Raw genomic sequence first — 22,436 nt, 5'->3', positions numbered from 1 at the left:
TTGTGCAGAAGCGTCACGACTGTCTACGGTGCTTTCGTCGTTTGCCCATACGTCTCCACGCCCGTCTTCACTAGGTTCGAACGTCCACCACCGCGGTGGCATTTACGCAGCCCCGCTTGGCTGTGTTCCGAAGACTTCGAAGACCGAGAGAGAGACCCATGACCATCCGTATTCCCGAACTGGGGTTGGCGATCCGTCGTGCACTGACGATGACGGCCACCACCGCACTGGCCGCCCCCGCATTCGCCCAGCATGCACCGGAAGCCACCACGCTGGACCGTATCGAGATCACCGGTTCGCGCATCCGCCAGGTCGACCTGGAAACCGCACAGCCGGTGCTGACCATCAGCCGCGCCGACATCGAGCGGCAGGGCTTCAATTCCGTCGCGGACATCCTGCAGAACCTGACCGCGACCGGCAGCCCCGCGCTCAGCCGCGCCAGCCCGCTCAGCAGTGGCGAAGCCTCCGGCGGCAGCTACGTGGACATGCGCGGGCTGGGGGCGCAGCGCACGCTGGTGCTGGTCAACGGCAAGCGCCTGGGCATGACCACTTCGGGTTACCAGGACATTTCCAGCATTCCCGCCGCTGCCGTGGAGCGCATGGAAGTGCTGAAGGACGGCGCTTCGGCCATCTACGGTTCCGACGCGATGGCCGGCGTGGTCAACATCATCACCCGGCGCAACGTCCAGGGCGTGGCGGCCAACGTCTACCACGGGCAGTTCAGCGAAGGTGACGGTGCGCGCACCCAGTACGACGTGGTTGCCGGCTGGTCGAACGACCGCGCCTCGATCAGCGTCGCCGCCGAGCATGTCGAAGAGAAGGGCGTATGGGCCAAGGACCGCGGCTTCAGCGCCTACAGCTACACCGATCGTCATCCGGACGATGGCTGGACCACGGTCGGCCAGTGGGGGCGCATCGTCGGCTTCAAGGGCCCGGGCTGCAGCAGCAGCCGTGGCTGCAGCTATTCCCTCGACCGCGGCAGCCAGCCGGGCGGGCCGGACAGTTTCCACCTCAGTGACAACACACCGTTCACCGGTGATGTCAGCAACAGCAACGAGCAGATGCACGTGCAGACACCGATCAAGCGCGATTCGCTCTTTGTCGACGCACGCATGGATATGAACGACCAGGTCCGCTTCAGTACGCAGCTGGCCTACAACCGGCGTACCACCACGCGCCAGGTCGCCGGCTATCCGTTCCAGTCCGCTGCGGCCGGCATCACGCCGATGTCCGCCGACAGCTGGTTCAACCCGTTCGGCAGCCACCACGGCTATGAACACCCAAGCGACGTGCACTGGAACCGCCGCACCTGGGAGATTCCGCGGGTCAGCATCAGCGAACTGACCACCTGGCAGGGTGTGGCCGCGTTTGAAGGCAGCTTCCAGTTCGTCGGTCGCGAGTTCGATTGGGAAGCCGGCTACCAGTACAACCGCAGCGAACTGGAGCAGCGTGCCACCGGCAACCTGCACAAGCAGCGCGTCGCCGATTCCACCGGCCCTTCGTTCTACAACCCGGCCACCGGCAAGGTGGAATGCGGTACACCGGAGGCACCGATTGCCGGCTGCAAGCCCTGGAATCCGCTGGTGCCGTATGGCCAGGATGACCCTTACGGCCTGACCGGCAACAGCGAACTGCAGGACTGGCTGTTCCCCGAGGAAATCACCCGTGGCAGAAACACCACCCGCAACCTGTTCGCCAGCCTCAGTGGAGGCCTTGCCACGCTGCCTGCGGGGGAACTGGGCTTCGCCCTGGGCGTGGAGAGCCGCCGCGAGGAGGGGCGCTTCATTCCCGACGCGCTGGCCCAGACCGGTGCCACCACCAACCTGGCGGCGGGCCCCACTGGAGGGGGTTACCGCGTCGACGAGGCCTACCTGGAGCTGAGCGTGCCGTTGCTGCACGACCTCCCCGGTGCACGCCAGCTGACCCTCGACGCGGCAACGCGCTACTCGGACTACACCACCTTCGGCGGAACCCTCAACAGCAAGTTCGGCGTGTCGTGGAAGCCGATCGACCAGCTGCTGGTCCGTGGCACCTGGGCGCAGGGCTTCCGTGCACCGACCATCGCGAATCTGTACGGTGGGGGTTCGCAGACCTTCACCACCGGCTTCCGTGACCCCTGCGATACGGTGTATGGCGCGGCCGCCAGCAGCCCGGAGGTGCGTGCACGCTGCGCCGCCGACATCGCCAATGCAGACAGCTACCGCCAGCTCGGCCAGGGCAATGAGCCGATCACCGGCAGCAGCGGGCAGACACCGCTGCCCTTCACCAACGGTTCCAATCCCGACCTGAAGCCGGAAACCTCTACCAGCCGCACCCTGGGCCTGGTGTGGAGCCCGACGTTTGCCGAAGGGCTGAACATCGCGCTGGACTGGTGGAAGATCCGCATCGACAACACCATTGTCGCCGACCACCCCAACGACATCCTCCGCGACTGCTACGAACTGGGCATCGCCGAGCGCTGCGGCAGCTTTACCCGCGACCCGGAGCTGGGCATCGTCAACACGCTCAGCTATGGCAGCCGCAACAGCGGTTTCCGCCAGGCCGAAGGCTATGACCTGGAGATCGGCCACAAGATCGAAACCTCCTGGGGCACGTTGAGCGCCGACTGGAAGACCACCTATGTGGTCGCTGCGGAGCAACGGACCACCAACGAGGCGGATGTACCGCCGATTCCCAGCAATGGCATCGCCACCGACGGTGGCATCGGCTTCCGCGTGCGCTCCAACGCATCGCTGGGCTGGGAACGCGGCAACCTCGGCCTGACCTGGGGCCTGCGCTACTTCTCTGCGGTCAAGGAGCGCTGCCTGGGCGTTGATGAGTATCCGAACGAGTGTTCGCACCCCGACCAGCGCGCACCATGGTTCAGCGGCAGCCGTGACTACAACCGTCGCGGATCGGTCACCTTCCACGACGTGCAGGCACGCTACAACCTGCCATGGGATGCGACCGTCTCGATCGGTGCCAACAATGTGTTCGGCCGCCAGGGTCCGGTCATGTACAGCCAGCCGAGCGCCAATTTCTCCTACTACGGTGGCTTCGACATTGGTCGTTTCATCTACATGAAATACCAGCAGCGCTTCTGATCCACCGCGCTTGCTGCAGCACCGCCACGGCCCTTCGGGGCCGTGGCTCCACGGCAACCGGACGGCCGTCATCCCGTGGTCGCAAAGCGGTCATATCCGCTACATCGCCAGGCCCGAGCATGCCGGAAACCCGGAGGCCCGCCATGCGCTATGCCATCGTCACCGAGACCTACCCGCCGGAAGTGAACGGCGTTGCCCTCACCGTGCAGGGCCTGGAGCAGGGACTGCGCACTTCCGGCCATGAAATCGACCTGATCCGGCCACGCCAGACCAGCGAAGCGCTGGACTCGGCGCCAGGCACGCTGCTGGTTCCGGGTGCCGCACTGCCGCGCTACCCCGGCCTGCGCTTCGGCCTGCCTGCACCGATCCGGCTCAACCGCCACTGGCAGCAGCAGCGTCCCGATGCGGTCTACATCGCCACCGAAGGCCCGCTGGGCTGGTCGGCGCTGCGCACCGCGCGCCGCCTTGGCATTCCGGTCGCCAGTGGTTTCCACACCCGCTTCGACGAGTACTTGCCCGACTACGGCGTCGCCTGGCTGCAGGCCGCTGCGATGCGCTGGATGCGCCGGTTCCACAACCAGGCCGACGCAACGCTGGTACCCACCCGCGAACTGCAGCAGTTCCTTGTTGAACAGGGCTTCGACCGCGTGCGCCTGCTGGCGCGCGCGGTCGACAGCCAGCAGTTCGATCCCGGCCGGCGCGACCCGGCGCTGCGCGAGGAATGGGGCGTGGACGGCAATGGCCTGGTCGCGATCTACGTCGGCCGCATCGCCGCGGAAAAGAACCTTGGCCTGGCGGTGAGAGCCTTCCGACGACTGCAGCAGATCCGGCCCAAAGCCCGCTTCGTATGGGTGGGCGATGGCCCAGCCCGCGAAAAACTGGCACATGAAAACCCGGATTTCATCTTCTGCGGCATCCAGCGCGGCGATTCGCTGGCCCGGCATTTCGCCAGCGGCGATCTGTTCCTGTTCCCCAGCCGCAGCGAGACCTTTGGCAACGTGACCCTGGAAAGCATGGCCAGCGGCCTGGCCACCGTCGCTTTCGACTATGGCGCGGCTCGCGAATACCTGCGTGACGGCGAGAACGGCGCGGCCGTGGAAAACGATGAGCAGTTCATCGAGGCAGCCGTGCAGCTGGCCGCCGATGATGCACGGCGCCGCGAGTTGGGCAGCAGCGCCGCGCGTGCGATGAAGCGCCTGCATCCACAACAGGTGGTTGCCGAATTCGATGCGCTGCTGGCCGAGCTGGCCCAGTCGCGGAGGAGCGGCCATGCGCACTACGCCGCTTGAGCTGCTGGCCGGCCGCGAAGCACGGCTGTGCCGCCGGGCCAACCACTACTGCCGGCGTCGCCGTGTGCGCCGGCTGTTCTCGGTCATCAGCCGGCTCGGCGATGGCGTGTTCTGGTACGTGCTGATGGGCGCACTGGTGCTGCTGGACGGCTTCGACGGACTGCGTGCATCGGTGCACATGGCCGCCACCGGGCTGGCCGCACTGCTGCTCTACAAGGGCCTCAAGCGCTGGACCCGACGCCCTCGCCCGTATGCGGCCGATCTGCGCATCCGCGCCTGGGTGGCGCCGCTGGACGAGTTCAGCTTCCCTTCCGGGCACACCCTGCACGCGGTGTCGTTCACCATCGTCGCGCTGGCCTACTACCCGTGGCTGGCACCGCTGCTGGTTCCCTTCACCTTCGGCGTCGCGCTGTCGCGGGTGGTACTGGGCCTGCACTACCCGTCCGATGTACTGGCCGCCACCGGCATCGCCATCCTGTTGGCCTCGGCCAGCCTGGCCTGGCTGCCGCTGCCGGTGTGATGGCCGCTGCACCGGCCGCGCGTGGCCCGGCGCTACCGTCATCGTTGATGGCCTAGAATGCAGGCATGACCACGCTGTTCATTTCCGACCTGCATCTGGACCCCAGCCGTCCGGAGATCACCGACCTGTTCCTGCGCTTCCTGCGCGACCAGGCGCCCGGCGCCGATGCGCTGTACATCCTGGGCGACCTGTTCGAGGCCTGGATCGGCGACGACACGCCCTCACCCGCCGCCGATGCGGTGGCCGACGCACTGAAGGCACTCTTCGACAGCGGCGTGCCGGTGTACTTCATCCGCGGCAACCGCGATTTCCTGCTCGGCGAGGACTATGCCCGCCGCGCCGGCCTGCGCATCCTGCCCGACCCCTGCGTGATCGAACTGTACGGCCGCCCGGTGCTGCTGCAGCACGGCGACCTGTTGTGCACCGACGACATTCCCTACCAGCAGTTCCGCGCGCAGACGCGCGACCCGGCATTCCAGGCGCAGTTCCTGTCGCAGCCGCTGGCCGCGCGCATCGCCTTCGCGCAGAAGGCGCGTGATGCCAGCCAGGCACGCCAGGCGGAAATGAAGCAGGGTGACCGCGCACAGTTCGAGACCGTCACCGACGTGGCCCCGGCCGAAGTCGATGCCACCTTCGTGCGCCACGGCGTGGATACGATGATCCATGGCCACACCCATCGCCCGGCGGTGCACACGCTGCAGGCCGGTGGACGCACCTGCACCCGCATCGTACTGGGCGACTGGTACGAACAGGGATCGGTGCTGCGCGTGGATGCCGGCGGCTGGTCGCTGGATACGCTCGCGCGCGAATGATGGATCGCAGGGTGCCAACCAGGGTTGGCATCTACCCGGGCAGGTGCACGCACCCGGGCAGACACCGCCCCTGGCCGGCGCCTGGCCTCAGCGGAAGCCCGCGATGGTGGCCTTGGTATTGACCAGCACGCGCTGGTTGTCGGCGGTACTGGCGTTGCCCATCGGGATGCCGTTGTAGCTGATGTTCGGGTTGGACCAGTAGTTCAGGCGCGGGCAGCTGCGGGTGCAGTTGTAGGCCATGATCGTGCGCCAGCCGGTGCCGCTGGACGGCTCATAGCGATAACCATGGCCATAGGCGTACGGCGAGGTGCTCGGGTCGGTGGCGATATCATGCCGTGCACTCTGCAGGTGGCCGATCTCGTGCGCGAACGAGTAATAGCCTGTCGCGCAATCCCAGTACACCGCCGCGAAGGCGGTGGAAGCCGTCGAGCCTATGCCCGAGGCCAGGCCACAGTACGCACTGTTGTTGATCAGCAGCACGCCCACGTCCGCCGTGTAGGTGTTCCGGCTGGTGTGGATGCTGTCCATGTAGCCGTCGCTGGTGCCACGGAAGCGGGCCAGATCAGTATCGAAGCTGCCCGATTCGGTGTAGTTGGTGGTCTCGTAGCGGGCCAGCTGCATGGTGATGCCCACGTTGCTGTTGACATACCCCTGGTTGGACTCGGCCACGGCCAGCTGCACCAGCGACTGCATGTTGCCGCCATAGGCCGCCACGGCCGCATTGGTCGCCACCACCAGCACGCGGATGGTGGCCGGGGTGCCGGACGACGCCTGTGCGGTACCGATGCGATCGTTGGCGCCCATCGGGATTTTCGGCAGCTGGTTGTAGTCGGCCGGATGGTCGGCCGGCATCCGCGATTCGTCCACTTCCACCAGCACGTGGCGGTTGCCCAGCGGGCGCAGGCGATAGAGCTTGCCGTCCTTGCGGATCGACCCAGTGATGGTGTCGCCCGAGCGCACCAGGATCAGCGAATTGCCCGGATCGTCCTGGCCATTGGACGTGGCAGCGGTCAGCTTGTCCGAAGGGGAGCGGAACTGGCCGTACCAGATGCTGCCGCCATCGGGCAGCGCCTCCACCTTGCTGCGCACCGCCTGCACGCGCCGGCCGAGCAGTTCGAACTCGAGCTGCGGCTGCGCGGTGGCAGCTGCATCGACACGCACTTCCTGTACCGTCGCGGTGGACGGGGTGGCCAGCAGCTTGCCCAGCGCGGGCTCACTGTTTGCCGATGCACGGCTGATGACCGTCACTGGCTCGAACAACGGTGCCGCCTGCGCGGCCGCTGCCACCGACAAACCCAACACCAGGCCACCTGCCGCTTTGCCAATCGATCTGGACAACATTGCGTCGCTCCTTGAATGATGTGAACAGCGTTGATGCAGCACGCCCGGGTTTGCCGGGTTGGGCCATATGGCCTGCGTGGGCCGTGTGAATTCAATAGAAGACGGAGATGAAAATCAGGAACTGTGATCCACCGCATCTACGTTAATTAAGGTCAAAAGCGTCACTACACTTCGCCAATACACCGCTTTCGCGCTACCGTGACGTAGCCACGACGGGACATGCACATGGCTCCATCGCAGGACACGGACGAAGATGTCGGCTTGCTGCGGATAGGCCTGTTCTTCGATGGCACCCGCAACAACGCACACAACCTGGCACGCGGTCGCCCCCGGGTTCCGCAGCCACGTCCGGCGCAGCTGCGTGCGGATGACGATTCGACCTACCAGAGCCGGCTGACCAGCAGCTACGACAACGGCCTGACCAACATCGCACGCCTGCAGCAGCTGTATCCGGACAGCCGCCGCGATGCGATGGCCACACCTTCGCTGTCGATCTACGTGGAAGGCGTGGGCACCCGCGACGATGCCGACGACGACCTGATCGGACTGGCGTTCGGCATCGGCGCCAGTGGTGTGCGCGCGAAAGTGCAGCGCGCGCTGCAGGTGCTGCTTCCGGCCGCACTGTCGGGACTATCCGCACGCTGGCAGCGACCGCTGCATGGCGTGCAGCTGGACCTGTTCGGTTATTCACGCGGCGCTGCTGCCGCACGTGACATCGCCAACCAACTTCAGGGCTGGGACGGCGTGCGCTGGCGCCAGCTGCTACAGGCCGCCGGCCTGTCCTGCACTGCGAACTTCGCCCCGTCCACGCCGGTGCTGCGCTTCATCGGGCTGTTCGACACCGTTGTCGCGGTCAATGGCGGCCGCGCCGAGGAACAGCCGCAACTGGCGCTGCGCAGTGGCATCGCACGCCACGTCGTGCAGCTCACCGCGCGTGATGAACATCGCCAGCACTATGCACTGACCAGCGTGGCGCCGCCGTTCACCGAGATTGCTCTGCCCGGCGTGCACGCCAACATCGGTGGCGGCTACAACCAGCTCGAGGAAGGGCCCAAGCTGCTCAGTCGCCCGCGCCGGCAGTTGCTGCGCCGCCCCGCGGTTGCCGACTACCAGATTCCTCCACTGGCGATGCTGCAGGCCACCACGGCCTATGCTGAAACACAGGCCGATGCCGAACGCTGGCGACAGCAGCTGGGCGTGGACGAGAAGGAAATCTGGGTGGATGTCTGGCACCAGTGGCAGCAGCAGCGACGCGCCGGCAGCCGCAGCGTGCTGTTGTCACCGGTGCTGTATGTGACCGCCGCCGTGGTACTGCGCCGGCCCATCGACTGGCGTTACCAGCTGATCGCACTGCAGGTGATGCAGCAGCAGGCCATCGATGCCGGCGTGCAATGGACTGCAAATGCCGCCGAGGTTCCCGGCTGGGAACTGCCGTCCGCCCTGCGGCCTATCGCACGGCGCCTGGTGGCCGGACAGCCACTGACGGCGACACAGGAGGCGCTGCTGCGTCGGCGTTACCTGATGCAGTCGGCGCACTGGAACTTCGATGCGCTGGGCGACACCGCACTGACCTACGCCGCCGATGCCGGCGTCAGCGAACTGCCGTACCGGCCAGGCCCTGGCTTGTTCTATATCAACCGGCCAACCGTGGATGGCAAGCGCGTGGTGTTGCCGAACGCATAAGAAAAGGGGACCTCCCCTGTTCTCAGCCGGCCTGCTCGACAAGGTTGGCCAGCTCATCCGCATCGAACCCGGCCAGCAGGCGCGCTTCCATGTTGAACGGCCCGTGCAGGTAGCCGCCGGCATACTCCACAAGCAGTTCCTTGAAACGTGCGCGCGGCTCGACACCGGCGCGGTCGCAGTACCAGCGGTACCAGCGCGAACCGGCGGCAACATGCGCCACTTCCTCACGCAGGATCACCTCCAGCACATCGGCGGTTTCGCCATCACCGACATTGCGCAGTTTCTCGATCATGCCGGGCGTCACGTCCAGGCCTCGCGCTTCCAGCACGCGCGGCACCAGCGCCATGCGTGCCAGGCCATCGTGCGCGGTCTTTTCGCACATTTCCCACAGGCCGTTGTGCGCGGGGAAGTCGGCGTAGTCGTGGCCATGCACCTGCAGGCGCTCGCGCAGCAGCATGAAATGCCGCGATTCGTCGTCGGCACAGCTGACCCAGTCGGCATGAAACGCCGACGGCAGGCCACGGAAGCGGTACACCGCGTCCCAAGCCAGGTCGATCGCGTTGAGTTCGATATGGGCGATGGCGTGGATGAAGGCAGCCCGACCTTCCACGCCACCCAGTCCGCGCCGCGGAACTTCGCGCGGATGCACCAGCATCAGCTGCGCTGGCCGGCCCGGCATGCGGATCGGTTCCGGCGGTGGCGCATCGGCCACCACCTTCAGGCGACCGGCACGGAACGCGGCCGCATACGCCTGGGTCAGCGCAACCTTGCGCAGCGGGTCGGCTTCGGCCAGGCACTGCTGCGCTGCGCGCAGCAGGTCGCCACCAACGTCGGGTACATCGACCACGCCTGGTCCTCAGGCGCGCCGCTTGTGCTTGGCGTCGTCCGACCGCAGCTGCTGGATGCGCTCGAAGTAGCCCGGTTCAATGCCGGTCGGGTAGTGGCCGTTGAAGCAGGACGAATCGAAGCTGCGCAGCGCCGGGTTGCCTTCGCTCACTGCCGCTTCCATGTCTTCCAGGTCCTGGTAGATCAGCCAGTCGCAGCCCAGGTGGGCTTCGATCTCTTCCACGGTGCGGTTGTGCGCGACCAGTTCCTCGGCCGCCGGCATGTCGATGCCGTAGATGTTCGGGTAGCGCACCGGCGGCGCGGCGCTGGCCAGATAGACCTTGCGCGCGCCCGCGTCACGGGCCATCTGCACGATCTGCTGGCTGGTGGTGCCACGCACGATCGAATCGTCCACCAGCAGCACCACGCGGTTGCGGAACTCAAGGTGGATCGGGTTGAGCTTGCGACGCACCGACTTCACGCGTTCGCCCTGCCCCGGCATGATGAAGGTACGGCCGATGTAGCGGTTCTTGATGAAGCCTTCGCGGTACTTCACCCCAAGTACGTTGGAGATTTCCAGCGCCGCGTCGCGCGAGGTGTCCGGGATCGGGATGATGGTGTCGATGTCATGGTCCGGGCGCAGGCGCAGGATCTTCTCGCCCAGCTTGATGCCCATGCGCATGCGCGCCTTGTGCACCGAGACGTTGTCGATCATCGAGTCCGGGCGCGCGAAGTACACGTATTCGAAGATGCACGGGGTGTGCTCGGCCGGCTCGGCGCAGATCTCCGAGAACAGCTCGCCACGCGCGGTGATCACCAGCGCTTCGCCCGGCTGCACATCGCGCACGCGCTGGAAGCCCAGCACGTCCAGCGCGGCCGACTCGGACGCCACGATGTACTCGTCGCCCTCGGCATGGCTGCGCTTGCCCAGCACCAGCGGACGGATGCCATGCGGGTCGCGGAAGGCGACCAGGCCCAGGCCCAGCACCACGCTGACCACTGCATAGCCACCCTTGCAGCGGCGGTGCACGCCGGCCACCGCGCGGATGGCCGCTTCCGGGCTGAGCTGGCGCTGCTGTTCCAGTTCGTAGGCGAACACGTTCAGCAGCACTTCGCTGTCCGAATCGGTGTTGACGTTGCGGCGGTCCTGTTCGAACACCTGCTGGCGCAGCACCTCGGTGTTGATCAGGTTGCCGTTGTGGGCCAGCGCGATGCCGTACGGCGAATTGACGTAGAACGGCTGCGCCTCGTCCATGCCTTCCGAACCGGCGGTCGGGTAGCGCACGTGGGCAATGCCCACGCTGCCTTCCAGGGTGGACATGGTGCGGGCATCGAACACATCGCGGACCAGGCCGGTGGCCTTCTGCACGCGCAGGCGGCTGCCGCTGGCGGTGGCGATGCCCGCCGCATCCTGGCCACGGTGCTGGAGGACGGTCAAGCCGTCATACAACTGCCCGGCGACGTTCTGGTTGCCGACGATTCCGACGATGCCACACATGATGCGAGGTCTCCGCTGGGCTGTGCCCAGTTACAAGGAAGGTGGCCGTACCTGGCCGCGGTGGTCGCCGCGCACGCGGTCGACGTTGGCCGGATCGCCCGGCTCGATACTGTCCGGCAGTGCAGGAGCATCCGGGCGCACTTCCGCCGGATCGTAGGAATCGCCCTGTTCCGCTTTCGCAGGCCGCAGCCATCCGCTGCCTGCCACTACCTGGTTGAGGATGCCATTATCGCCTGCCGCGCCCGGCTTTCCCAACCCGGCGCCTGCGTTCTTGCCCAACTCCATCAATGCAGATGGGGACAGCGCGTCGGTCGGCAAGGCCTTGGGCAGCAGATCGGCCCCGGGAACCTCCCAGTGCGGCAGCTTGCTGTTCATCCAGGCAACGGTGGGATTCAGCAGTGGCCGCACCGCCGAGCGCTGCCAGGAGGGCTCGGCAGTCAACGGGGTGAAACTGCCCAGCAGCAGCAGGATCGCGGCGATCAGGCCGCCCCGCACGGCCCCCAGCACCCCGCCCAGCAGGCGGTCCAGGCTGGTCAGCATGCTGCGGTGGACCAGAGCCTTGATGACCATGCCGATCACCGCGACCACGATCATCACGCCGATACCGACGCCCAGGTAGCCGCCGACGAAGTGTTCGCCACCGGGGGCCGCCGGGGCAGCCCACCAATGGGCGGCATCATTGCCGAAGGCGAAGGCCGCCCACGCGGCCAGCAGCCACGACAGGGTGCCAATGACGATGCCGACGAAGCCGCGCAGCATCCCCAGCAGGGTGGAGGCGGCGATCACGATCAGCAGCACCACGTCGATCATGGCGCCCCGCTCCTTCGGCGGCGCTGGCAACGCGGCTGCGCGTGGGTCATGGGTGCGGCCGGACCATGCCGGCGACGCCGACCTTGGCGGCGACCTGCGCCTTCAGCTGCTCGGCATCGCCACGGTTGGCCACCGGCCCGACGCGGACGCGATGCAGGGTGCCCTTTTCGGTGCGCACCTGCTCGACAAAAGCACTGAAGCCGGCGGCGCGGACCTTGTCGCGCAGGGCGTTGGCATCGTTGGCCTGGCCGAACGCGCCCAGCTGCACGGCAAAGCCGACGCCGCTGGCGGCCGGTGCTGCCGGCGTGGCCGGGGCCGTTGCCGGCTTGCTCGCGGTGGCCTCCGGCTTCGGCTCGGGCTTCGGGGTTTCGGGCTTCGGCGCCGGCTTCGGCGGCTCGGGCTTGGCCGCCGGAGTGGTCGTTGCAGTCGGCGTACTCGGCGGCAGGCTTTCACTGCGCACCGGGTTGCTGCTGGCCGACGGCGCGGTGGCGGCGGATGGGGTACTGGCGCTCGGCGTAGCCGGTGCCGGGGTGGCTGCCACCGGGGCGCTGCTGTCCGCTGCGGCATCCAGGGTGATCACTTCGGCCTTCACATCGGCACGGATCTTCACCGCCTGCAGGCGGGCGGCCTCGGCCTGTGCACGGTCGGCGTACGGCCCCACGCGCACACGCCATGCCTGACGGCCGTTGATGGTGGTCGCTTCTGCGAAGCCCGGCAGCTGCGAGCGCTGCAGGTAGGCAATCACGGCATCGGCGTCGGCCTTGCTGCCGTAGGCGCCGAAGGTGACGGCGTAGTTGCCGGCAGCAACCGCCGGGGAGGTGTCCACGGTCGGCGGAGTGGCCGGCGTGGCGGCGTCCTGCAGCGGCTTGGCCTGCCCGGTCTGCAGGCCGGTGGCACCACCGGCCGGAGCCACCAGCGGTAGTTCACGGGTTTCGAACTGGCCATCGGCCGGCGCGTCCGGCGCGGCGATCGGCACCGAGGCCACACCGCTGTCCGGTGCAGGTCCCTTGACCAGCATCGGCAGGAAAATCACGGCCAGTGCGACCAGCACGATGGCACCAATCAGACGCTGTTTCAGAGGCGTATCCACGTGAGGCGGCAACTGTCCGGAGGTTGCGGTCGATTATACGGGTGCCGGACCGGACGGCGTCGGGATTGGCTGAACGTGGCTCAGGCGTTGCGCTGCAGCCACTGCAACGCGGCGGCGGCGGTATGGAAGGAGCCAAACACCAGTACGCGGTCACCGCGCTCGGCCCGGTCCAGTACCTGCGCCAGCGCCTGCTCGACCGAAGCGGCCTGCTGCGCGCTGCCAGCATCGGTCTCGGCCAGGCGCGCCTGCAACTGGGCGGCACTCTGGCCGCGCGGGCCGTCCAGGCCGGCAAGGGTCCACTCGCCAACCACGCCCTGCAATGCCTGCACCACACCCACCGCGTCCTTGTCCTGCAATGCGGCATACACCGCCAAGGTGCGCCCGGCCGACGCTTCGGCCTTCAGCGCGCGGGCCAGCTGGCCCGCCGCCTGCGGGTTGTGCCCGACGTCGACGCGGATCTGCACGCCATCTCGCTCGAACGCCTGCAGCCGACCCGGGATACGCGCCGCCGCGATACCAGCGGCCCACGCCGCGCGCGGCACCGGCTTGTCCAGCGCGCGCAGCGCAGCAATGGCGGCACCCGCATTGGCCAGCTGGATCGGCCCGGCCAGCGCCGGGGTTGGCAGTTCCATGCGCAGGCCAACGTCCCGCCAGCGCCAGCGCTGGGCATCGATCGGCTCGTAGAAATAGTCGCTGCCGCCGCGGATCGCGTTGGCACCCACCAGGTAGGCCCGTGCGAGCACGCTCGACGGCGGGTCGGTCTCACCCAGGATCACCGGCTTCCAGCCACGGATGATGCCGGCCTTCTCGGTGCCGATTGCTTCGCGGTCTTCGCCCAGCCATTCGGCATGGTCGATGTCCACAGTGGTGATCACGGCCACATCGGCGTCGACGATGTTGACCGCATCCAGGCGACCGCCCAGACCCACTTCCAGAACCGCCAGGTCCAGCCCGGCGTCGGCGAACAGCTGCAGCGCGGCCAGCGTGCCGTACTCGAAATAGGTCAGCGTGGTCTCGCCGCGTGCGGCCTCGACGGCGTTGAACGCAGCAACCAGCGCCGCATCGTCCACGTCCTGGCCGTCGATGCGCACGCGCTCGTTGTAGCGCAGCAGATGCGGCGAGGTGTATGCGCCAACCTTCCAGCCGGCGGCACGTGCAATGGCTTCGATGAAGGCGACGGTCGAGCCCTTGCCGTTGGTGCCACCAACCACGATGGTGCGCTTGCCCGGCGCCCCCAGGCCCATCGCGGTGGCCACGGCGCGCACGCGCTCCAGGCCCATGTCGATGGTCGCCGGGTGCTGGCGTTCAATGTAGTCCAGCCAGTCGGCCAGGGTGGTCGGGGTGTTCGTCACGGCAGGGGTTCCAGCAGAAGCAGGTGGTTCGGGGATCAGAGGGCGCGGTGCTTGGCTTCGCCGAAGAACGGCGTGTGGTGGGCGCAGTCGTTCAGGCGCACCACTTCCAGGCTGTCCAGGTCGGCGCCTTCGAGCAGGTTGAGCGTGGTCGGTGCCTGGCGGAAGGTCCACAGCCGGGAAAGCGGCAGGCCCAGCACCTTGCACAGGATCACGCGGTTGACCGCATCGTGCGCAACCACCAGCAGGGTGTCGTGCTCGCCGAGGCCTTCGGTGGCGCGGGCCAGGCCACGCCAGCTGCGCTCCAGCACCAGGCGCAGCGATTCGCCGCCGGGCATCAACACCGTATCCGGCTCCTCGCGCCAGGCCTGCAGGCGCGACGGATCCTTCTCGTGGATCTCGCTGGCCAGCAACCCTTCCCATTCACCGTGGGCGATTTCCTGCAGCTCCGGCTCGGTCAGCAGCATGTCGGCGCGGGCGGCGCCAAGCGCCAGCTGCGCGGTCCGCTGCGCGCGCGACAGCGGCGAGGCGACGGCACGGGTGATGTCCACCGAGGCCAGGCGGGCACCCAGGGCCTGGGCCTGGGCTTCGCCGATCGGCGAAAGCGGGATGTCGATCTGGCCCTGGTAGCGGCCTTCGGCGTTCCACGGCGTTTCGCCGTGGCGGGCAAGCAGGATGCGCATGCGTGCAAGGGGTCCTGGGGGGAGGAGGTTTCCGCGTTTCGTTCACATCCTGTGAAGCACGCGGAACAGGGATGATACCTGTTCGGCGCACCGGGCCGGGCCGGGCATGAAAAAACCCCGCGACGTGGGTCGCGGGGTTTCGGAATTCCCGGCCATCGGGTCGTGTTTGCCGGCCAGCGGCCGGCACTACCGCAACCGGTTTATTTCGCCAGGTTCAGTTCCTTCAGCAGCTGCGGCGCCGGCGCCACTTCCTGCATGATCCACTGCATGTAGCGGCTGTCGACGGCGATCATGCGGGTCATCACCGGGTCGAACACCCAGTTGGAGCTGACCGATTCCCAGTTGCCATCGAAGGCCAGGCCGACCAGCTTGCCGTTGGCGTCCAGCACCGGCGAACCCGAGTTGCCGCCGGTGATGTCCAGGTTGGACAGGAAGTTCACCGGCACCGAACCGATGCGCTTGTCTTCCAGGCCGCCGTAACGCTTGGCCTTGACCGCATCGAGCAGCGCCTTCGGCGAATCGAACGGATCTTCACCGGTCTCCTTCGCCGCCACGCCTTCCAGGGTGGTGAACGGGGTGTACGTCACGCCGTCCTTGCCATAGCCCATGACGTTGCCGAAGGTGATGCGCAGCGACAGGTTGGCGTCCGGGTAGACAAACTCACCCTGGCTCTTCTTGTAGTCGGCCACGGCCTGCAGGTACAGCGGGCGCGCGGTCAGCGATTCGCCTTCGCGGATCTTCTTCTGCTCTTCCTGCTTCAGCAGTGCCGGCATGACAGCCACGGCGTACTGGATGGCCGGATCGCTGCTGGCTTCAAACGCGGCACGGTCGGCCTTGAACCACTTCAGGCGTGCATCCAGGCTGCCCAGCTCGGTGCCCGACAGCTTGGCCACCACCGACTTCACCGCAGCGGCATCGCTGCCGGCCAGCCACTTGTTCAGCACGTCATTGTCGCGCTGCGCGGCCGGCAGGGCCACGTACTGCTCCAGCCAGTAGGCCTGCAGCTGCTGGTCCATCTTCGCCACGTAGCGACGATCCATCTGCTTCAGGCCACCTTCGATGGTGGTCAGGTCGCGTTCCTGGTAACCGGCTTCGCGTTCGGCATCCGGCTTGCTGCGCTCGATCGACAGGCGGTACAGGGTGATCGCCGCGCCAACGGCCGAGGTGTTGTTGAACTGGCCGACGAACAGGTCGCGTTCGCGGGTGGCCTTGCTGGTATCCAGATGCTTGAGCAGCTGCGCGTGTGCGGCCAGGGCCGGCTTGCCGGCAGCGCCCTGCTTCTTCAGCCACGCCAGTACGGCGGCTTCTTCAGCCTGCTTCTGGCCAGCGGCGTCGATGCGCTTGAAGCCTTCCAGCTGGCCCAGGTAGTTCTTGGCCACGTTGTTCATGCTGGCGGCGGTGGCGGCGTACTTCACCTTGACGTCGGCGTCGGCCTTGCCGGCGTCGGCGATCAGCTTCAGCACCGCGTTGTAGTGCTTGGCGATGGTCGGGTAGGTGAAGCTGGCGGTTTCGTTGAACTCACCGGCCAGCGCGTAGCGGTTGGTGCGGCCCGGGTAGCCGGCCACCATCACGAAGTCGTCGGCGCCCAGCGGCTGGTCGGCGAACTTCAGGAAGTGCTTGGGCTGGTACGGCACGTTGTCGGCGGCGAAGGCGGCCGGCTTGCCGTCCTTGCCGACGTAGGCGCGGTAGAACGAGAAATCGCCGGTGTGGCGTGGCCACATCCAGTTGTCGACGTCGCCGCCGAACTTGCCGACGCTGCCCGGGGGCGCGTAGACCAGGCGCACATCCTTGATTTCCATGTTGCGGAACAGGCGGTAGGTGTTGCCGCCGGAGAAGCTGTACAGCCGGCAGCGGAAACCGGCATCGGCCTCACAGGCGGCAACCTGGGCCTTGTCGAAGGCGTCCAGCGCGCGGCTGCGGGCCAACGGGTCATTGCCGGCGGCGGCGATGGCGGCCTTGGCCTGGGCGGTGACGTCGGTGATCTGGTCGAGCACGAACACGCGGGCGTTCGGGCCGGCGCTCAGTTCGTCCTTCAGGGTCGGCGCGTTGAAGCCGTCCTTGATCAGGTTCTTCTGCGCGGTCGAATTCAGCTGGATGGCGCCATACGCGCAATGGTGGTTGGTGACCACCAGACCCTGCGGCGAGACGAAGCTGGCGGTGCAGCCGCCGAGGGCGACGACCGCGCCCATCGGGTCGCCGGTCAGGTTGGACAGCTGCTGCGGGGACAGCTTCAGGCCGGCCTTCTGCAGCGGGCCGGCGATTTCCGGCAGCTGCTGCGGCACCCACATGCCTTCAGCGGCATGGGCGACCTGGGCCAGCCCGAGGCTGGCGACGATGGAAAATGCAAGCAGGTTCGAGCGCATGGAGCGGCCCCTGGTAGTGGAACCCTCGATTGTAGCCCGCCGCCCTGCCCCGGCCCGAACCCCGGAAGTCATGGGCCTGCTTCTTGCTCTGCCACGCGCACGTCGGCCGCGCACACGGAAATCGTCCAGAGGGGGCGTGGTCACCCTGGACGGGACCGTTGGTGCCATGGGCCGGGCGCATGCGACTGGCGGGTTGGGCAGGACGCCCAACCCCGGTCTTGCCGTGTGCGCAGGATAGCGCGCACGAGCAAGGCGCCATCGAGCACCATGGATGGGCTTTTGCGTGTCCCGGCCAGGGTGACCACGCCCCCTTTCCCGGATCAGGGAGGCGCCGCTGTTCGCAGTACGTTCGAAACGCCCGCCGGCGCACGCCTTTCGTTCCACCACTGCACCCGCAGCGCAACATGGGAAATCCGCGCGGCACCCTATAATCCGCGCTTTCCCCCCTGATGAGTTCCACCCCGATGGCGCAGCAAACGATGAAGGCCCTGGTCAAGCGCGAAGCGGCCAAGGGCATCTGGCTGGAAGAAGTTCCGGTGCCGACCCCCGGCCCGAACGAGGTCCTGATCAAGCTGGAGAAGACCGCGATCTGCGGCACCGACCTGCACATCTACCTGTGGGACGAGTGGAGCCAGCGCACCATCAAGCCGGGCCTGACCATCGGCCACGAATTCGTCGGCCGCGTCGCCGCGCTGGGCTCGGCAGTGACCGGCTATGAGATCGGCCAGCGCGTCTCGGCCGAAGGCCACATCGTCTGCGGTCATTGCCGCAACTGCCGGGGCGGCCGCCCGCACCTGTGTCCGAACACCGTCGGCATCGGCGTCAACGTCAACGGCGCGTTCGCCGAATACATGGTGATGCCGGCCAGCAACCTGTGGCCGATCCCGGACCAGATTCCGTCGGAGCTGGCCGCGTTCTTCGATCCTTACGGCAACGCCGCGCACTGTGCGCTGGAATTCGATGTGATCGGGGAGGACGTGCTGATCACCGGTGCCGGCCCGATCGGCATCATCGCCGCCGGCATCTGCAAGCACATCGGCGCGCGTAACGTAGTGGTGACCGACGTCAACGACTTCCGCCTGAAGCTGGCCGCCGACATGGGCGCTACCCGCGTGGTCAACGTGGCCAACCAGTCGCTGAAGGACGTGATGAAGGAACTGCACATGGAAGGCTTCGACGTGGGCCTGGAAATGAGCGGCAACCCGCGCGCTTTCAATGACATGCTCGACTGCATGTACCACGGCGGCAAGATCGCCATGCTCGGCATCATGCCCAAGGGCGCCGGCTGCGACTGGGACAAGATCATCTTCAAGGGCCTGACCGTGCAGGGCATCTACGGCCGCAAGATGTACGAGACCTGGTACAAGATGACCCAGCTGGTGCTGTCCGGCTTCCCGCTCGGCAAGGTGATGACCCACCAGCTGCCGATTGACGATTTCCAGAAGGGCTTCGACCTGATGGAAGAAGGCAAGGCCGGCAAAGTGGTATTGAGCTGGAACTGATCCGCCCCACGGTAGCGCCGGGCCATGCCCGGCGTCACCGGAATGAAAAAGGCGCCCGATGGGCGCCTTTTTCGCAATGCGTGCCAGGCAAGCCTGGCACCTGCCGTAACGCCTGTGGCGTTACTTGCCGACGGCCACGCTCAGCATCACCCGGCTGTGGGCCAGCTTGCCGGAGTTGTCACGGCCGTTGCCATCGGTGCCGTAGTAGCCCAGGCCGACGTTGAACAGGCCGAACTGGCGCGCGACGCCGACGTTCCAGTCGGTGTAGTCCTTGGCGATGCCGTCCTCGAAGGTGCTGCGACCGACGTTGGCATTCAGGGTGAAGTCTTTCGGCAGGCCCCAGCTGCCGCCCAGGCCGAAGTACCAGCCATCGGTGCTGCTGTTCCAGACATCGTTGGTGTAGGCCACCGTCAGCTTGTAGGTCTCATCCAGCGTGGTGGTGGTGATCAGCTCGTTGTAGTTCAGCTCGCTGGCACCGAGGTAGGTGTAGCGGTTCAGCAGGGCGTCGAAATTGACGCGGGGCGTGACGTCAACGCCATAGCCAATCTGGTAGTCGACCTCGGTGCTCGGGTCGCCCGGACCGAAGTCGACGCCCGAACCCCAGACACCGGCATACAGGCCGACCGGCGAGGTGTAGGTGAACCCCGCCTGCAGGGTCGGCTTTTCGTCGGTCTGTGAGACACCACGGAACAGGTAATCGGAAACGGCGGTGACGTTCCAGCTGTACGGCGATTCGTCTTCCTGGGCACTGGCGGTGAACGGGGCGGCCATGGACAGGGCAGCGGCAATGGCGAGGCAGGCACGGGCGTGCTTCATGAGCGTCTCCGGTGGGGGCGGTGGCGTGGCGCGGAAGGCGGGGCGGCCGGAGCGGGACAGCGCCGGTTCACGAATTTTTAACCCGTTTGCTATTGCGATGCAACATGTGTCCGCTCTGGTGACGCCGCAACTGCGCCGGTTGGCAAGCGGCGATGCCCGGTAGAATCAGCGGTTTCCCCGCTCAGAACCGTGCCCACGCCATGACCGACCCCTCCTCCGCCCTGACCCGCCACTACGCCGAGGAACTGGACGCCATCCGAGCCCAGGGCCTGTTCAAGTCCGAGCGGATCATCACCAGCCCGCAGTCGGCCGAGATCACCCTCGACGACGGCCGCACGGTGCTGAATTTCTGTGCCAACAACTATCTGGGCCTGGCCGACCACCCGGACCTGATCCAGGCCGCCAAGGACGCGCTGGACAGCCACGGCTTCGGCATGGCGTCGGTGCGCTTCATCTGCGGCACCCAGGACCTGCACAAGCAGCTGGAGAAGCAGATCGCCGATTTCTTCGGCAAGCAGGACACCATCCTGTACGCGGCCTGCTTCGATGCCAATGGCGGCCTGTTCGAGCCACTGCTTGGCGAGAATGACGCGATCATTTCCGACGCACTGAACCATGCGTCGATCATCGACGGCGTGCGCCTGTGCAAGGCCAAGCGTTTCCGCTACGCCAACTGCGACATGGCCGACCTGGAAGCCCAGCTGCAGGCCGCCGATGCCGCCGGCTGCAAGACCAAGCTGATCACCACCGACGGCGTGTTCTCGATGGACGGCTTCATCGCGCCGCTGGACGAGATCACTGCGCTGGCGAAGAAGTACAACGCGCTGGTGCACATCGACGAATGCCACGCCACCGGTTTCCTTGGCGCCACCGGCCGCGGTTCGGCCGAGGTCAAGGGCGTGCTGGAGAAGATCGACATCATCACCGGCACCCTGGGCAAGGCCATGGGTGGCGCACTTGGCGGCTTCACCTGCGCCAGCGCCGAAGTGATCGAACTGCTGCGCCAGCGCTCGCGCCCGTACCTGTTCTCCAACTCGCTGCCGCCGCACGTGGTGGCCGCAGGCATCAAGGCATTCGAAATGCTGGCCGCCGCCGACGACCTGCGCAGCACGCTGGCCGAGAACACCGCCTACTTCCGCGAAAAAATGACCGCGGCCGGTTTCGACGTGAAGCCGGGCGTACATCCGATCAGCCCGGTGATGCTGTACGACGCGCCGCTGGCACAGAAGCTCGCCGAGCGCCTGCTCGAAGAAGGCATCTACGCGATCGGTTTCTTCTTCCCGGTGGTACCCAAGGGCCAGGCGCGCATCCGCACCCAGATCAGCGCCGCGCACAGCCGCGAGCATCTGGACCGCGCGATCGATGCATTCACGCGCATCGGCGTCGAACTGGGCGTGGTCAAGGGCTGACCGCACCGGGGTCGGATCCCCAGGGGTAGCGCCGGGCCATGCCCGGCGATTTCCCGAAAGCCGCGCCATGCGCTCGCCGGGCACGGCCCGGCGCTACCGAAATGACGCGCGACGCGCGTCACTTCTTTTTCTTCTTGCCCTTCGGCTCGTCCTTGCTGGCCACCACCACCGGCTTGGCGGCGGCATCCTGGCCATTGCCCTTGGCTACGCGGATACCGTTGGCCTTCATCCAGGCATCGAACTCATCGGCGGTCATCTTCTTGTCGCCGTTGCTCATCAGGAAGCGGTAACTGCCGCGACCATCCAGCTCCGGGGTCTTCACTTCCACCACCGGGGTCTCGGCCGGCGTTTCCGCCTTGGCCACCTTCTTGTGGCCACCACAGGCGCTCAGCAGCACCATCGGCAGAAGCAGGCCTGCGCAGCGCAGGGTTTGATTGAGGGTCAGGTGGTACATGGCAGGCTCCGTTCGGGATATTCGACAGCCAGGCGCCCCCTACGCCTGGAACGGCGGCCGGCAAACGCCGGCCACGGGCGATGATCAGCCCGGTGCAGCGGCCCCCAGCCGCTGCTGGTCGCTGACCTGCAGGACCCGCCACTGGCCCTTGCCGAGATCGCCGAGCTGCAGCCCGCCGATCGCGACCCGGACCAGGCGCAGCACCTGCAGGTCGAAGGCCGCCAACAGGCGGCGGATATGGCGATTGCGGCCCTCGTCGAGGACCACCTCCAGCCATGCGGTCTTGTCGCCACTGCGCAGTACGCGCACGGCACGGGCGGCGAGGAACTCGCCCTCGTCCTCCAGGCCGGCCCGCAGTGCCGCCAGCGTGGCGTCATCGGGCAGGCCATCAACCTGCACGTGGTAGGTCTTGTCCGGCCCGGTCTGCGGGTCGGTCAGGCGCGCCGCCCACTGCGGATCGTTGCTGAACAGCAACAGCCCTTCACTGGCCTTGTCCAGGCGCCCGACCGGCGCGATCCACGGCAGCCCCGCGCCATCGAAACAGCGGTAGACGGTGTCGCGGCCGCGCTCGTCCTGCGCGGTGGTCACTACCCCGCGCGGTTTGTTGAGCATCAGGTACAGGCGCTGTGGCGCGCCCATGGGCTGGCCATCGACCTCGATCGGCGGCACCGGCTGGCCAATCGGAAATTCCGGGTCGCGCACGATCCGGCCGGACACGCGTACGCGGCCTTCGGCAATCCAGCGCGCGGCCTCGCTGCGCGAGCACACGCCGGCCTTGGACAGTATGCGCGCCAGGCCATGGCGGACACCGGCGGAAGCGGCAGCGGAAGTCGCACGCCCACGCGGTGCGTGGGAGCGGGCAGCGGGGGCAGCAGGTGGGCGGCGCGTGCGCAAGCCTCTGCTCCCCGC

At 67.0% G+C, this 22,436-nt stretch carries 18 protein-coding genes; 7 read left to right on the top strand and 11 right to left on the bottom strand.

Features of this window, described 5'->3' with window-relative positions; all coding sequences use genetic code 11:
• The first annotated feature begins 158 nt into the window (after positions 1-158).
• The 4 genes from R5H29_RS06035 (at position 159) to lpxH (ending at position 5,704) form a co-directional block, all read left to right on the top strand.
• Complete coding sequence (locus R5H29_RS06035) at positions 159-3,083, top strand: TonB-dependent receptor domain-containing protein (protein WP_227844982.1); 2,925 nt, start codon at positions 159-161, stop codon at positions 3,081-3,083.
• 143 nt (positions 3,084-3,226) lie between these two features.
• Positions 3,227-4,372 (top strand): glycosyltransferase family 1 protein, encoded by a 1,146-nt coding sequence (locus tag R5H29_RS06030; protein WP_332328921.1) that lies wholly within the window; start codon positions 3,227-3,229, stop codon positions 4,370-4,372.
• Positions 4,353-4,892 carry a phosphatase PAP2 family protein gene (locus R5H29_RS06025; protein WP_010483928.1) on the top strand — a complete coding sequence of 180 codons (540 nt, stop codon included), beginning with the start codon at positions 4,353-4,355 and terminating at the stop codon, positions 4,890-4,892. Before R5H29_RS06030 ends, R5H29_RS06025 begins: the two co-directional genes overlap by 20 nt.
• Before the next feature lie 65 nt (positions 4,893-4,957).
• Complete coding sequence (gene lpxH / locus R5H29_RS06020) at positions 4,958-5,704, top strand: UDP-2,3-diacylglucosamine diphosphatase (RefSeq protein ID WP_019659544.1); 747 nt, start codon at positions 4,958-4,960, stop codon at positions 5,702-5,704.
• 87 nt (positions 5,705-5,791) lie between these two features.
• On the opposite strand, the gene R5H29_RS06015 is transcribed toward lpxH, so the two are convergent.
• On the bottom strand, positions 5,792-7,045 hold the full coding sequence (locus tag R5H29_RS06015) for a M12 family metallo-peptidase (protein ID WP_019659545.1): 1,254 nt from the start codon (positions 7,043-7,045) through the stop codon (positions 5,792-5,794).
• A gap of 225 nt (positions 7,046-7,270) precedes the next feature.
• On the opposite strand from R5H29_RS06015, the gene R5H29_RS06010 reads away from it, so the two are divergent.
• Positions 7,271-8,728, top strand: a complete 1,458-nt coding sequence (locus tag R5H29_RS06010; RefSeq protein ID WP_332328920.1) for a phospholipase effector Tle1 domain-containing protein — start codon at positions 7,271-7,273, stop codon at positions 8,726-8,728.
• A 22-nt stretch (positions 8,729-8,750) separates the two neighbouring features.
• Here R5H29_RS06010 and R5H29_RS06005 read toward each other — a convergent pair whose 3' ends face one another.
• From R5H29_RS06005 to R5H29_RS05975, 7 genes are all read right to left on the bottom strand, one after another.
• Positions 8,751-9,575: a ferritin-like domain-containing protein gene (locus tag R5H29_RS06005; RefSeq protein WP_155029009.1), complete on the bottom strand. Its 825-nt coding sequence runs from the start codon at positions 9,573-9,575 to the stop codon at positions 8,751-8,753.
• 9 nt (positions 9,576-9,584) lie between these two features.
• The gene (purF, locus tag R5H29_RS06000) at positions 9,585-11,051 is read right to left on the bottom strand and encodes an amidophosphoribosyltransferase (RefSeq protein ID WP_019659548.1); all 1,467 of its coding nucleotides are present in this window, start codon (positions 11,049-11,051) and stop codon (positions 9,585-9,587) included.
• A gap of 30 nt (positions 11,052-11,081) precedes the next feature.
• On the bottom strand, positions 11,082-11,861 hold the full coding sequence (locus R5H29_RS05995) for a CvpA family protein (RefSeq protein WP_019659549.1): 780 nt from the start codon (positions 11,859-11,861) through the stop codon (positions 11,082-11,084).
• Between the two features lie 46 nt (positions 11,862-11,907).
• On the bottom strand, positions 11,908-12,951 hold the full coding sequence (locus R5H29_RS05990; RefSeq protein ID WP_021202992.1) for an SPOR domain-containing protein: 1,044 nt from the start codon (positions 12,949-12,951) through the stop codon (positions 11,908-11,910).
• A gap of 80 nt (positions 12,952-13,031) precedes the next feature.
• Positions 13,032-14,303 (bottom strand): bifunctional tetrahydrofolate synthase/dihydrofolate synthase, encoded by a 1,272-nt coding sequence (gene folC / locus R5H29_RS05985; protein ID WP_332328919.1) that lies wholly within the window; start codon positions 14,301-14,303, stop codon positions 13,032-13,034.
• A gap of 35 nt (positions 14,304-14,338) precedes the next feature.
• Positions 14,339-14,983 (bottom strand): histidine phosphatase family protein, encoded by a 645-nt coding sequence (locus R5H29_RS05980; RefSeq protein WP_005408242.1) that lies wholly within the window; start codon positions 14,981-14,983, stop codon positions 14,339-14,341.
• Between the two features lie 200 nt (positions 14,984-15,183).
• On the bottom strand, positions 15,184-17,346 hold the full coding sequence (locus R5H29_RS05975) for a S46 family peptidase (protein WP_111097983.1): 2,163 nt from the start codon (positions 17,344-17,346) through the stop codon (positions 15,184-15,186).
• Between the two features lie 479 nt (positions 17,347-17,825).
• Between R5H29_RS05975 and tdh the strand changes: the two genes are divergently transcribed.
• Positions 17,826-18,848 carry an L-threonine 3-dehydrogenase gene (gene tdh, locus R5H29_RS05970; protein WP_026346966.1) on the top strand — a complete coding sequence of 341 codons (1,023 nt, stop codon included), beginning with the start codon at positions 17,826-17,828 and terminating at the stop codon, positions 18,846-18,848.
• 120 nt (positions 18,849-18,968) lie between these two features.
• Here the strand turns inward: tdh and R5H29_RS05965 are convergent, their stop codons facing one another.
• The gene (locus R5H29_RS05965) at positions 18,969-19,664 is read right to left on the bottom strand and encodes a TorF family putative porin (RefSeq protein ID WP_021202258.1); all 696 of its coding nucleotides are present in this window, start codon (positions 19,662-19,664) and stop codon (positions 18,969-18,971) included.
• Positions 19,665-19,864: 200 nt separating this feature from the next.
• Here R5H29_RS05965 and kbl point away from each other — a divergent pair, with 200 nt between their 5' ends.
• Entirely contained in the window at positions 19,865-21,073 is a 1,209-nt protein-coding gene (kbl, locus tag R5H29_RS05960) for a glycine C-acetyltransferase (RefSeq protein ID WP_332328918.1), read from the top strand.
• Positions 21,074-21,191: 118 nt separating this feature from the next.
• On the opposite strand, the gene R5H29_RS05955 is transcribed toward kbl, so the two are convergent.
• Together R5H29_RS05955 and R5H29_RS05950 are read right to left on the bottom strand one after the other, a co-directional pair.
• Positions 21,192-21,527, bottom strand: a complete 336-nt coding sequence (locus R5H29_RS05955; RefSeq protein WP_019659556.1) for a hypothetical protein — start codon at positions 21,525-21,527, stop codon at positions 21,192-21,194.
• A gap of 84 nt (positions 21,528-21,611) precedes the next feature.
• A complete protein-coding gene (locus tag R5H29_RS05950) occupies positions 21,612-22,421 on the bottom strand; it encodes a pseudouridine synthase (RefSeq protein ID WP_155029008.1) in 810 nt (269 codons plus the stop codon).
• Positions 22,422-22,436 lie beyond the last annotated feature (15 nt).

The sequence above is a fragment of the Stenotrophomonas sp. A3_2 genome (genome assembly GCF_036624925.1).
In the GTDB taxonomy this organism is placed as follows: domain Bacteria; phylum Pseudomonadota; class Gammaproteobacteria; order Xanthomonadales; family Xanthomonadaceae; genus Stenotrophomonas; species Stenotrophomonas hibiscicola.
Note: the sequence above shows the minus strand (reverse complement) of the source record. Positions and strands in the feature narration are given on the sequence as shown.

Bases quoted from the DNA above. Each gene is read 5' to 3' on its own strand.
- R5H29_RS06035 (WP_227844982.1), top strand. From the start codon at position 159: ATGACCATCCGTATTCCCGAACTGGGGTTGGCGATCCGTCGTGCACTG.
- R5H29_RS06030 (WP_332328921.1), top strand. From the start codon at position 3,227: ATGCGCTATGCCATCGTCACCGAGACCTACCCGCCGGAAGTGAACGGC.
- R5H29_RS06025 (WP_010483928.1), top strand. From the start codon at position 4,353: ATGCGCACTACGCCGCTTGAGCTGCTGGCCGGCCGCGAAGCACGGCTG.
- lpxH (WP_019659544.1), top strand. From the start codon at position 4,958: ATGACCACGCTGTTCATTTCCGACCTGCATCTGGACCCCAGCCGTCCG.
- R5H29_RS06015 (WP_019659545.1), bottom strand. From the start codon at position 7,045: ATGTTGTCCAGATCGATTGGCAAAGCGGCAGGTGGCCTGGTGTTGGGT.
- R5H29_RS06010 (WP_332328920.1), top strand. From the start codon at position 7,271: ATGGCTCCATCGCAGGACACGGACGAAGATGTCGGCTTGCTGCGGATA.
- purF (WP_019659548.1), bottom strand. From the start codon at position 11,051: ATGTGTGGCATCGTCGGAATCGTCGGCAACCAGAACGTCGCCGGGCAG.
- R5H29_RS05995 (WP_019659549.1), bottom strand. From the start codon at position 11,861: ATGATCGACGTGGTGCTGCTGATCGTGATCGCCGCCTCCACCCTGCTG.
- R5H29_RS05980 (WP_005408242.1), bottom strand. From the start codon at position 14,983: ATGCGCATCCTGCTTGCCCGCCACGGCGAAACGCCGTGGAACGCCGAA.
- R5H29_RS05975 (WP_111097983.1), bottom strand. From the start codon at position 17,346: ATGCGCTCGAACCTGCTTGCATTTTCCATCGTCGCCAGCCTCGGGCTG.
- tdh (WP_026346966.1), top strand. From the start codon at position 17,826: ATGAAGGCCCTGGTCAAGCGCGAAGCGGCCAAGGGCATCTGGCTGGAA.
- R5H29_RS05965 (WP_021202258.1), bottom strand. From the start codon at position 19,664: ATGAAGCACGCCCGTGCCTGCCTCGCCATTGCCGCTGCCCTGTCCATG.
- kbl (WP_332328918.1), top strand. From the start codon at position 19,865: ATGACCGACCCCTCCTCCGCCCTGACCCGCCACTACGCCGAGGAACTG.
- R5H29_RS05955 (WP_019659556.1), bottom strand. From the start codon at position 21,527: ATGTACCACCTGACCCTCAATCAAACCCTGCGCTGCGCAGGCCTGCTT.